The sequence below is a fragment of the Luteococcus sanguinis genome, from assembly GCF_039527675.1.
GTDB classification, from domain to species: domain Bacteria; phylum Actinomycetota; class Actinomycetes; order Propionibacteriales; family Propionibacteriaceae; genus Luteococcus; species Luteococcus sanguinis.
Genome location: NZ_BAAAKI010000012.1, coordinates 118,506 through 129,467, shown reverse-complemented (window position 1 = coordinate 129,467; position 10,962 = coordinate 118,506). Strand labels below are relative to the sequence as shown.

At 68.9% G+C, this 10,962-nt stretch carries 9 protein-coding genes; 1 reads left to right on the top strand and 8 read right to left on the bottom strand.

The genetic code is table 11. The features are described 5' to 3' along the window. A partial coding sequence (gene ku / locus ABD089_RS09200) for a non-homologous end joining protein Ku (protein ID WP_343886043.1) occupies positions 1–789 on the bottom strand: 789 nt, incomplete at its 3' end. Next, complete coding sequence (locus tag ABD089_RS09195; protein WP_343886042.1) at positions 782–1,276, bottom strand: DUF6912 family protein; 495 nt, start codon at positions 1,274–1,276, stop codon at positions 782–784. The genes ABD089_RS09195 and ku, both read right to left, overlap by 8 nt. Positions 1,277–1,394: 118 nt before the next feature. Between ABD089_RS09195 and ABD089_RS09190 the strand changes: the two genes are divergently transcribed. Continuing rightward, positions 1,395–1,871, top strand: a complete 477-nt coding sequence (locus ABD089_RS09190) for an Rv3235 family protein (protein WP_343886041.1) — start codon at positions 1,395–1,397, stop codon at positions 1,869–1,871. 41 nt (positions 1,872–1,912) lie between these two features. On the opposite strand, the gene secA is transcribed toward ABD089_RS09190, so the two are convergent. From secA to mtrB, 6 genes are all read right to left on the bottom strand, one after another. Beyond that, entirely contained in the window at positions 1,913–4,669 is a 2,757-nt protein-coding gene (gene secA, locus ABD089_RS09185; protein ID WP_465262222.1) for a preprotein translocase subunit SecA, read from the bottom strand. A gap of 113 nt (positions 4,670–4,782) precedes the next feature. Next, positions 4,783–6,003: a winged helix-turn-helix domain-containing protein gene (locus tag ABD089_RS09180; protein WP_343886040.1), complete on the bottom strand. Its 1,221-nt coding sequence runs from the start codon at positions 6,001–6,003 to the stop codon at positions 4,783–4,785. Between the two features lie 114 nt (positions 6,004–6,117). Then, positions 6,118–6,711: a ribosome hibernation-promoting factor, HPF/YfiA family gene (hpf, locus tag ABD089_RS09175; RefSeq protein ID WP_343886039.1), complete on the bottom strand. Its 594-nt coding sequence runs from the start codon at positions 6,709–6,711 to the stop codon at positions 6,118–6,120. 215 nt (positions 6,712–6,926) lie between these two features. Beyond that, positions 6,927–7,568: a ComF family protein gene (locus ABD089_RS09170; protein WP_343886038.1), complete on the bottom strand. Its 642-nt coding sequence runs from the start codon at positions 7,566–7,568 to the stop codon at positions 6,927–6,929. Between the two features lie 117 nt (positions 7,569–7,685). Beyond that, on the bottom strand, positions 7,686–9,440 hold the full coding sequence (locus ABD089_RS09165; protein WP_343886037.1) for an LpqB family beta-propeller domain-containing protein: 1,755 nt from the start codon (positions 9,438–9,440) through the stop codon (positions 7,686–7,688). After that, positions 9,437–10,897, bottom strand: coding sequence for an MtrAB system histidine kinase MtrB (gene mtrB, locus ABD089_RS09160; RefSeq protein WP_386769097.1), 1,461 nt, complete (start codon positions 10,895–10,897; stop codon positions 9,437–9,439). The genes ABD089_RS09165 and mtrB overlap by 4 nt, the downstream gene beginning before the upstream one ends. Positions 10,898–10,962 lie beyond the last annotated feature (65 nt).

The following is a 10,962-nucleotide window of genomic DNA, read 5'->3' as shown; positions in this document are numbered from 1 at the left end:
ACCGGCTCGCTTGGCCTTCGCAGCCTCGACGGACGCGCGCAGCGCGGCCACCAGGTCGACGACTTCGCCGCCAGCGGGGGCCGAGGTCTCCTCGGTGGCCTCGGCTGCCACACCGGTGAGCTTGCTCTGCACCAGCACGTCCAGGGCCTCGCGGTAGGAGTCGCTGAACTCGCCGGGGTCGAAGTGCGCCTCCATCTGCTTGATGAACATCTCGGCCATGCCGACCTCGGCGTCGGACACCGTGATGTCCTCGCTCGGGGCGGCGAAGCCGGTGTCGCGCACCTCGTCGGGCCACAGCATCGTGTGCATGAGCAGCACGTCGCTGGTGGGCCGGATCAGGGCCAGCTGCTCGCGATTGCGCAGCGCCACCTTCACCACCGCGCAACGACCGGTCTTGGCCAAGGCGTCGCGCAGCAGCACATAGGGCTTCACGCCGGGGCCGTCGGCCTCGAGCACGTAGGTCTTGTCGAAGTAGGTTGGGTCGACCTCCTCGCGGTCGACGAACTCGACCACGTCGACGCTGCGGGTGGTGGTCAGCGGCAGGTTGTCGAAATCCGACTTCTCCAGCACCGCGACGCGTCCGTCCGGCGACTCGTAGCCCTTCGCGATCTCCGCATAGGGCACCTCCTCGCCGCACTTGTCGCAGACGCGCTTGTACTTGATCCGGCCCCCGTCGACGGGGTGCACCTGGTGGAAGGAGATGTCCTTCTCCTCGGTGGCTCCGTACAGCTTCACGGGGATCGTGATCAGGCCGAAGCTGATCGCGCCCTTCCAGATGGACCTAGGCATGCCGACCATCCTTGCCGAAGCGATCGAGTTCTTCCACCGAGTGCCACAACAGGTCGGCCCCGCCGAGCAGTGCCTGCACCTGCTCGGTCTCCCAGACCTGGTCGATGGTGAGACCCGTGGCGGCCGCGACGGCGTCGGCGATGTCGATGGCCGGGTCGTCGGTGAAGAAGCTCTGGACGGCTGCCCTGGAAAGCGACGGCAACCGCACTCCCCCATTGTCCATCTCGTCCTCGTACGGCTCGACCTGCGCCGCAGGCACCTCGGCGACCAGCACCAGGCGTTCCTGGTGCCGGGTCAGTCCGTGAACGGAAGCGAGCACCAGCGCCGCGTACTCGGCGTCCTCGGCCTGGTCGGCCGTGTAGTCGAGGGCGGCGAGGAGCGCCGGGGTGGTCGCGAAGGCGTCCAACGGGCCCGGCAGGTGACCCTGCCTGGCAAGCGTGTGTGCCTGGCCGGTGCTGACCGGGACGAAGACGAGCTGGTCGGCCATTCGTGCCTCCTGACTGATGGTCTGATGGGTCACAGCCTGCCACGTCCGGCAACGGGACTGTCCACAGATTGCCATCGACCCCCTACCGCGGCATCGGCCGAGGCGCTGGGCTTGGACCATGAGATCGCTGCCCCTGAGCCTGTGCGGTGTCGACGTGGTCGTCGTGGCGCCGCCACGCGCGGAGATCGTCCCGGCTCGTCTGGTGCCCCAGCCCCTGCCGTTGCCCGAGGGAGCCGGGGAGGCCGTCGACACCGCCGACGAGCAGGCGGTCCAGCTCCTGCATGCGATCACCCGGGCCCTGCTCGAGGTGCTGCAGGCCCGGCGTCCTGCCGCGCAGGTGCGGGTGCTGTGCGACGATCTGGCCGCCGACCATGTCGCTTCCTGGGCGCGGCGGCGCAGCTGGGAGCAGACCTCGTTGGCAGGCATCCGCGCGAACGTGGTCGGCGGCGCCGTCGAGGGGTACGCCCGATTGGCGGAGCCGGACGGACGCTCCCTGGCGCTGGCCCTGCGTGCCGAACGGCTGGACGGCCGCTGGCGGTGCACCTGCTTCGGGCTGCTGCTCAGCCCCGCCCAGTACGCCCTGCGGGCGGCGTAAGGTCAGGGCAGTGATGCAGGGATGTGGTCATTCTTCAGGCGTCAGGCCTTGCCGTGGCAGTTCTTGTACTTGCGACCCGAGCCACAGGGGCAGGGACGGTTGCGTCCGGTGCCCAGGAACTCGTCCTTGGTCTCGGCCACGGCGCTGACCTTCTCGGCGTCCCCCTGCTCGTCGGGAGCGGAGTAGTTGAGGTTCGCGGCGCGCTTCTGAGCGCCCAGTCCCTTCGCCTCGACGCGCGGACGGGCCTGGTTGACGCCGGCCAGCAGCTGGTCGACATCAAGGGCCTGTCCGTCGCTGCCGGTCTGCACCTGTACTGCGGGCTCGTCCTCGACCTGCACCTCCAGGTTGAACAAGTACCCGACGACCTCCTCCATGAAGGCCTCCATCATGGCGTTGAACATCTGGCCACCCTCGCGCTGGTACTCCACCAAGGGGTCGCGCTGCGCCATGGCGCGCAGGCCGATGCCCTCGCGCAGGTAGTCCATCTCGTAGAGGTGTTCGCGCCACTTGCGGTCCAGCACGGTCAGCAGCACCTGGCGCTCCAGCTCGCGCATGTTCTCTGCGCCCAGCTCCTCCTCGCGGGCGTCATAGGCCGCCTGCGCGTCGTCGAGGAAGCCGTCCACGAGCTCCTGCTGGTCGGCGCAGTCGGCCCACTCCTCGTGGTCGAGGCCGACCGGGTACAGCTGACGCATGTCGGTCCACAGCTGGTCCAGGTCCCAGTCCTCGGCGAAACCCTCGGTCTTGGACCGCACGCCGGCCTCGACCACGCGCGCGACGGTGCCGCGCAGCTGCTCCTCGACGTCGGCACCCTCGAGCACCTTGCGACGGTCGGCGTAGATGGCGTGGCGCTGACGGTTCATCACGTCGTCGTACTTGAGGACGTTCTTGCGGATCTCGAAGTTCTGCGCCTCGACCTGCTTCTGCGCGCTCTCGATGGCGTTGCTGATCCAACGGTGCTCGATCGGCTGGTCGTCCGGCACCTTGAGCGAGACCATCGCGCGCTCCACGACGTCCGACTTGAACAGGCGCATCAGGTCGTCGCCCAGGCTGAGGAAGAAGCGGGACTCGCCCGGGTCGCCCTGGCGCCCCGAACGACCGCGCAGCTGGTTGTCGATGCGGCGAGACTCGTGGCGCTCGGATCCCACGACGTACAGGCCGCCAGCCTCGACGACCTCGTTGTGCTCACCGGCCACCTGCTCCTCGAGCTCGGCCAGCACGCCGGGCCAGGCCTTGTCGTACTCCTCGGCGTTGTCGACGGGGTCCAGGCCCTGGTTCTTGAGCACCTGGTCGGCCAGGAACTCGGCATTGCCGCCGAGCATGATGTCGGTGCCACGGCCGGCCATGTTGGTGGCAACCGTGACCGCGCCCCTGCGGCCGGCCATGGCGACGATCGCTGCCTCGCGCGCGTGCTGCTTCGCGTTCAGCACGTCGTGCGGGACATTCGCCTGGGTCAGCAGCTGCGAGATGGCCTCGCTCTTGGTGACGCTGGCGGTACCGATCAGCACCGGTTGGCCCTTGGCATGGCGCTCTGCGACATCGGCGACGATGGCCTCGAACTTCGCCTGCTCGGTGCGGTAGATCAGGTCCTTCTGGTCGATGCGCACCATCGGCTTGTTCGTCGGGATCACCACGACGCCGAGGCCGTAGATCTTCTGGAACTCGCTCTCCTCCGTCTTGGCGGTACCGGTCATGCCGCCGAGCTTGGAGTACATGCGGAAGTAGTTCTGCAAGGTGATCGTGGCGAGCGTCTGGTACTCGTCCTTGATCTCGACGCCCTCCTTGGCCTCCAGCGCCTGGTGCAGGCCCTCGTTGTAGCGGCGTCCGATCAGGGTGCGGCCGGTGTGCTCGTCGACGATGAGCACCTCGCCCTCCATGATCACGTAGTCCTTGTCGCGCTTGAACAGCTCCTTGGCCTTGATGGCATTGTTCAGGTAGCCGATCAGCGGAGTGTTGGCGGACTCGTAGAGGTTGTCGATGCCGAGACGGTCCTCGACGGTCTCGATGCCGTGCGCCAGCACGGAGACGGTCTTCTTCTTCTCGTCGACCTCGTAGTCGACGTCGCGGGTCAGGCGCTTGGCCAGACGGGCGAACTCCGGGTACCAGTCGTGGTTGTCCTCGGCCGGGCCGGAGATGATCAGCGGGGTGCGGGCCTCGTCCACCAGGATCGAGTCGACCTCGTCGACGATGGCGAAGAAGTGGCCACGCTGCACGCACTCGTCCAGCGAGTTGGCCATGTTGTCGCGCAGGTAGTCGAAGCCGAACTCGTTGTTGGTGCCGTAGGTGATGTCGGCGTTGTAGGCCGCGCGACGCTCGGCCGGGGTCATCTGCGACAAGATCACGCCCACGTCGAGGCCGAGCCAGTGGTGCACGCGGCCCATCTGCTCCGACTGGTACTGGGCCAGGTAGTCGTTGACGGTGACCACGTGCACGCCCTTGCCGGCCAGTGCATTGAGGTAGGCCGGCGCCAACGCGACGATGGTCTTGCCCTCACCGGTCTTCATCTCGGCGATGTTGCACCAGTGCAGAGCCGCGCCGCCGGACAGCTGGACGTCATAGGGACGCTTGCCGAGCACGCGCTTGGTCGCCTCGCGGACGGTGGCGAAAGCCTCGACCATGATGTCGTCGAGCGTCTCGCCATCAGCCAGCCGGCGACGGAACTCCTCGGTCATGCCGCGCAGCTCGTCGTCGCTCATCGCGACGAAGTCGTCCTCGATGTGGTTGCAGTCGTCAGCCACCTTCTGCAGCTTCTTCAACGTGCGACCCTCACCGACGGAGAGCAGCTTGTCCATGAATCCCATGTGGTCCAGGTCCTTCTCGAGCCGAGGGGGCGCTGGTGCGCCGCCAAACACATCCATCCTAGGGGGTGGCGTGAACCGGTCCCCGAACGCGCAGCCGACCCCGTTGCAGGCCGTCAGCCCAGGGCCCGCGCCAACGAGGGAGCCAGGTCACCGCGTCCAACCACCGCGACATCGCCCAGCCCCTGCCACTGCGCCAGCTCGGCCAGCTCCACGGCCAGTTCGGCCGCGATACGTCCCGGCTCGGTCTGGGCGCCCTGCACCTCATTCTCCGGTTCCAGCCATGCCGACTGCACCAACAGTCTGCCGGTGCGCCGCTCGGCCTTGAGGTCGACCCGGGCGCGCAACTGGTCGTCCAACGCGAACAGGTAGGAGTAGTAGCCGAACCGCCGCTGCGCCTCGGGGACGTAGATCTCGATCCGGTAGTGGACGCCGAACAGGCTCAGCACCCGGTTGCGCTCGAAGACCATCGAGTCGAAGGGGCTCAGCAGGGCTCGCGTGGTGACGCTGCGCGGGCGCCGGGACTCGTGCCAGCGCCAGGCCGGCGCCCAGCCCTGCACCTGCGTCGGGACGAGCTCACCGTTGGCGACCAACTGCGCGACCGCGGCCCGGGTGCCGGCCTGGGAGAGCCGGAAGTAGTCAGCCAGACAGCGCACCGTGCCGATGCCCAATGCCCGGGCCGCCCGTCGGACCAGCTCGAGGTAGGCCTCGTCCCGACCCGGATCGGCTTGGGCCAGCACGGAAGCAGGCAGGACGCGCTCGCGCAGGTCGACCACGCGCTCGAAGGAGGAGTTGCGCCTCGCGGTGGTGACACGTCCGGTCGAGTGCAGCCACTCCAGGGAACGTTTCACCGCCGACCAGTTCCAGCCCCAGTGGTCACGGGAGCGCTCCTCGTCATGTTCGATCTGCCGGCTGGTCAGCGGGCCACGCTCGGCCAGCTCCGCCAGACAACGCTCGGTGAGGCCGGGGTTGGTCTCGAAACCCCAGGGATGGCCGGCCTCGTAGCGCTGCATCCGCCACCGCAGGTGAGGCTCGAGGCGGACGTCCACCAGGCTCGCGGCATGGCCCCAGTACTCGAACATCCGCCGGGGTGCGGTGTAGGCGGCTCGGTCGAGCAGGGCCTTGTCGTAGGGCCCCAGCCGGCTGAACAGCGGCAGGTACTGGGCACGCTCGACGACATTGATGGTGTCGATCTGGAATTGCGCCAAACGGTCGATCAAGGCGCTCACGTCGCGCAGCGTCGACGGGCGTTGGGGACGCGGGGTGGCCAGCCCCTGGGCCGCCAGTGCGGTCCGACGGGCCAGCGCGAGACTGCTGCGTTCTGCCACCGGGCTCATGGCCGACACCCTAGGCGCGCCGATGCCCGGGACGCTGGGGTCTCGGGCATCGGCGGTCATTCGGTCATGCCGTCATTAGGTCATTCAGTCATTCGGTCATGCGATGAGGCCTGTTCACCTGAGGTGGATGACGCCGTAGTCATAGCCCTTGCGGCGGTAGGCCACCGAGGGGGCCTTGGTCTCGGCGTCCACGTAGAGGAAGAAGTCGTGGCCGACCAGCTCCATCTCGTCCAGTGCCTGGGCAAGGCTGAGCGGCACCAGCGGAAACTCCTTCTCCCGCACCACCAGCGGGCCGTCGCCGGTCATCTGCACGTCGCCCGCGAGGGTCCTGGTCTCGGGTGCGCCGTCGTCGACGGGCTCCGGTGCGATCTCCTGGATCACCTGCGGCGCGCGCAGGTTGCTGCGATGGTGCTTGCGGCGGTCGCTGGCCTTGCGCAGCTGGTTGCGCAGCTTCTCGATCGCCTTGTCGAAGGCGACCATCTTGTCCTCGGCGGAGGCGACAGCGCGGATGACCGGACCCTTCGAGTACATCGTGATCTCGCAGCGGATTGTCTGGCTCGGGTCGCCCTTTGCCTCGGTGTTGGTGAACTCCACCTCCGTCCTGATCACACGGTCCCTGAGCTTCTCGACCGACTGCAGCCGATGACTGACCTGCTGGCGCGTCTCGTCGCTGATGGTGCAGTGGCGTCCGTTGACGATGATCTCCATGTGATCCTCCTGGTTCTACGCCGCCGGCCATGCGGCGGCGAATGGCCCACGACCGTCGAGGTCCAAGCGGTCGATGGCTTGCGGTGAAACGCATGGCACGACCGCATTAGTCCCCCGATGCTGCTCGTCCGGAAAACCGATGGGTCGTGCCATGTCAAAACGTTAGCGCTGGTGGGAGGGCTTTCGAAGCGAAAACGCCGAACTCAGCGTCGTTCTCATCTGACGAGCGGCACGGTTCGGCGGGGGTGCGCCACGACGGCCGCTCCGACGACCGTCCAACCGCTGGCGCGCAGGGCCCGGACGGACTCCGCGACGCTCGCCCCCGTGGTGCACAGGTCGTCCACCACCACGACTGCGCCCGAGCCTGCCGCGGCGGCCATGGTGCCTCGCTGGTTGCGCGCCCGCTCGTGGCGCCCGAGCCCGGACTGGTCAGCCACCGGCCGAGTGCGACGCAGCAGCTGACGAGCCGTCACATCGACGTCGGCTGCGCGCAGGGTCCGGGCCGCTCGGCCGCCCAGCGCGCCGCCGTGGTCGTAGCCACGTTCCCGGACGCTCGCCGCAGAGGAAGGGACCGGTGCCAGCACCAGTGGCCCGTCGAACCCCAGCGCGGCCACCGCCTCGGCCAACAGGTCTGCCAGCGGTCGACACAGGAACCAGGCGCCGCGGTCCTTGTGGGCGGTGACCAGGGCACGCACCAGCGGTCCGTACTCGGTACCCACGCCCAGCGGGATGGCGCCGGGGATCACCCGCTTGCGGCCAGCGAGAGCGTCCCGGCACCGTTCGCACAGACCAAGCCCGGGCCGCTGGCAGCCGGGGCAGCGTGCGCCCACCAGCAGGTCGGCCATCTCGTCCAGCACTCCCCCACCCAAGGACTGTGCGCCCCGAGCGTCAAACAGCGCACCGTTGGCCTGTGGACAACCCCGCCACGGCGTCCGGCTCTATCCACAGGTGCTGCAGGCTCTGCCCGCGGACGCTCAGCACGGGTAGGTTGCGGTCGTCACGGACAGGTCGTCGCCCTGCCACCGCCAGGCAGACTCGAACCTGAGGAAGGTGCCACGCTTGCTGATCAGGCCGGCCACGCCGCCGCGCAAGGTCGGTTGCACCACCAGCGCGAGGGGGTCAGCATCGCCGGACGGGCCGAGAGCCTCCAGGTCTGCGCCGTCGCAGCCGATCTGCACGACCCCGGCGCGCGAGGCCTTGTCGACGGCGGCCAACACCAGCAGGGTCGTGGGCGTCGACCACACCACATCGCTGACCCAGGTGAGTGGCTGGGAGTCGACCAGCGGCAGCGGCCGGTAGCCGGAGGCGGCGAGCTGGTCGGAACCCTGCAGGAGGCACAGCCCGAGCACCCGCTGGGCACCTGACTCGCTGACAACGGCCAGCCTCGTCCCCTCCGGCGAGAGGCTGAAGCGCACCAATCGGTGGCCCTTGGGAAGGGTGACGCCCACCACCTGGGATGCGCCCTTGGCGCTGATCCGCAGCAGGCGCGGGGCCTTGCTCTCGCCATCGGTGAGCAGCCAGACCTGCCCGGCGCTGCTGAACTGCGGACGTCCCAACTGCTCGCCGGTGAGCCACTGCTCCACCCCGGGCTGATCGATCGGTCCGACGACCAGACGCGTGCGCGCCCGGTTGACGACGGCGAGTTTGGCGGTGGCCCCGTGAGCGGCCATCGCGCCGGCCTCATCCCCCCAGGTCTTGAGACCGAAGGAGCCGGCGACCGGCGTGTGTTGGTTGGGGGCATCGATCCGTCCGATGACTCCCTTGACCAGCGCGAAGGGCTGCTGGGACGCGTTCACCGCGACCGGGCTCCAGGCCATCACGTCCACCTCACCGATCGAACCGTCGCCCGTGGCGCCCGGCAACGACCAGGTCTTCCCGGCGACGCTGATCCGCAGCCGCTGCACCTCGGGCAACTGACGCAGGGTCCACAACAACTGCGCGGCGACTTGAGCGCGCTGGGCATCCGGAAGGTTGGCCACGGCGTCGCTCAGCGGGACCTCCGCGACGCCGTCCGCGTCGATGGTCACGGCCGGGGCCGACAGCTTGGTGCTGGCAGGAAAGGCTGCGGACACCGCGGGACGCAGCCATTCAGAGGGACCCTGGAGCAGTGCCTGGACGAGTTGCGTCGCGGTGGGCGGGGATGCGGCCAGCCAGACCAGCTCCGGGACGACCTGGCGTCCGGTTCGGTCGAGGAACCACACCTGCACCGGCGCGAAGCGGTGAAGCATGGTGAAACTGCTCACCAGCAGTCCCTTGGGCGGGTTCTGGATGCGCCACTGGCCGTCCACCGTGACCATGTCGAAGTCGTGGGTCAGCTGGCCGGACGCGGAGGTGAAGTGGCCGCCGGCATCGAGACGACCGACCACTGGCGCATGAAGAGCGGCCGACTCGGCGCTGGTGAAGTTGGCGCGCTCGTCGCCGTTGAAGACGGTGACTCCCGCGCGTGGGTCCCAGCTGACGGCGGCCTTCGGGGTCAGGTACTGCCGCGCGACCTTGAAGTCCGGCTCCAGGCTGGCCAGTGCGTCGATGAAGCCGGCCATCACCACCTCGGGCGACCCGTCCACCTGCGGCAGCGCGGGGCGCACCTGCACGCCACGCTCGAGGCTGGCCTGCGCCGACGGCGAGACCTGTTCGACGGGTCCGACGGTGGGCACGTGCGCGCAGGCGGCCAGGGATCCGAGGGCGCCGCCGAGCAGCACCCGGCGCGCCAAGCGCAGCTCGTCGGTCATGACTCTCCCTCCGGCACGAGTTCCAGGGGCGAGCCGGTGAGCTCGACACCCTCACGGCGCGGCAGCGTCAGCCGGAACTGGGCGCCGCGACGGGGTCGTCCCCAGGCCTCCAGCCAGCCGTCGTGCAGGGCAGCGTCCTCGAGCGAGATCGCCAGCCCGAGTCCGGTTCCGCCCACCGTCCGCTGGCGGGAGGGGTCTGCGCGCCAGAAGCGCTGGAAGACGTGCTCGGCTTCCTTGGGGTCGAAGCCCACCCCGTGGTCGCGGACGGTCACGGCGACCGCCTGCTCGTCCTGCGCGATGGTCACCTCCACCGGACGTCCCTCGCCGTGCTCAATGGCATTGGTGACCAGGTTGCGCAGCACGCGCGTGACCCTGCGTCCGTCAACCTCCGCCATCGCAACCTCGTGGCCCTTGAGCACCAGCTCGCAACCCTTCTTGTCGGCCAGCCCCCGCTCGGCGCGCAGTTCGGCTCGGACCAGCTCGGCGACGTCGGTCTCGTCCAGGCTGAGCACCGCGGCGCCCGCATCGAAGCGGCTGATCTCGAGCAGGTCGGCCAGCAGCGACTCGAAGCGGTCCAGCTCGTCATGCATCAGCTCGGTGGAGCGGGCGGCGAAGGGATCCATCTCATCGCGGCTGTCGAAGAGCATGTCGGCGGCCATCCGCACCGTCGTCAACGGCGTGCGCAGTTCGTGGGAGACGTCCGAGACGAACTGTTGCTGCACCTGCGACAGGTTCTCCAACTCCTGGATGCGCGCCTGTAACTGCTCGGCCATGTTGTTCATGCTGGTGGCCAGGGAGGCGAGGTCGTCTGTGCCGCGGACGGGCAGGCGGTCGTCCAACTGGCCGGCCGCGAGGCGTCCGGCGGCCAGGGAGGCCTCACGGATGGGGGTGGTCACCTGGCGACTGACCAGCCACGCGACCAGCGCCAGCATGGAGAGCAGCAGGGCGCCGGTGGAGATGGCGGCCTGCTGGAGCACGCGCACAGTCTCGACCTCGTGGGTCTCGGGAAAGACGAGGAAGACCGGGTAGCTCTGTGATGTGCCGGGCACTTGAAGGGTGGAGCCGACGACCAGGCCGGGCTCTGGGCTGCGGTTGGCGTCGGACCACACGACGGTGGTGGGGGTGAGGAAGGTGCCGTCGGAGCTGGCCAGCGTCTTGGCCAGTTCGTCGGGGACGGATGCCTCGGTGATCTGCGGCGAGACATAGCGCGACACAGGCCCTTGGATGACCACCAGGTACTGGTCTGGGCGGTTGCCTGCCTCGTCGGCAAGCTGGCTGAGCCGCTCGTAGATGGAGGCGGTGCGCAGATCGGTGGCGCGCAGCTGCGTCTGCATGCGGTCCAGCGCGGTGGTCGCCTCGGCAACAGCGGTCTGGCGCTTGCCCGCCAGCACGCCGTCGGTGGCCTGGCGCATCAGCACGAACCCGCCGAAGAGCAACACCAGCGCCGAGCCGACCAGCGTGAGGGCGATCACGCGCAGCGGCAGCGACGACCACCAGACGCGCGCCGCAACGGCGCGGGGGG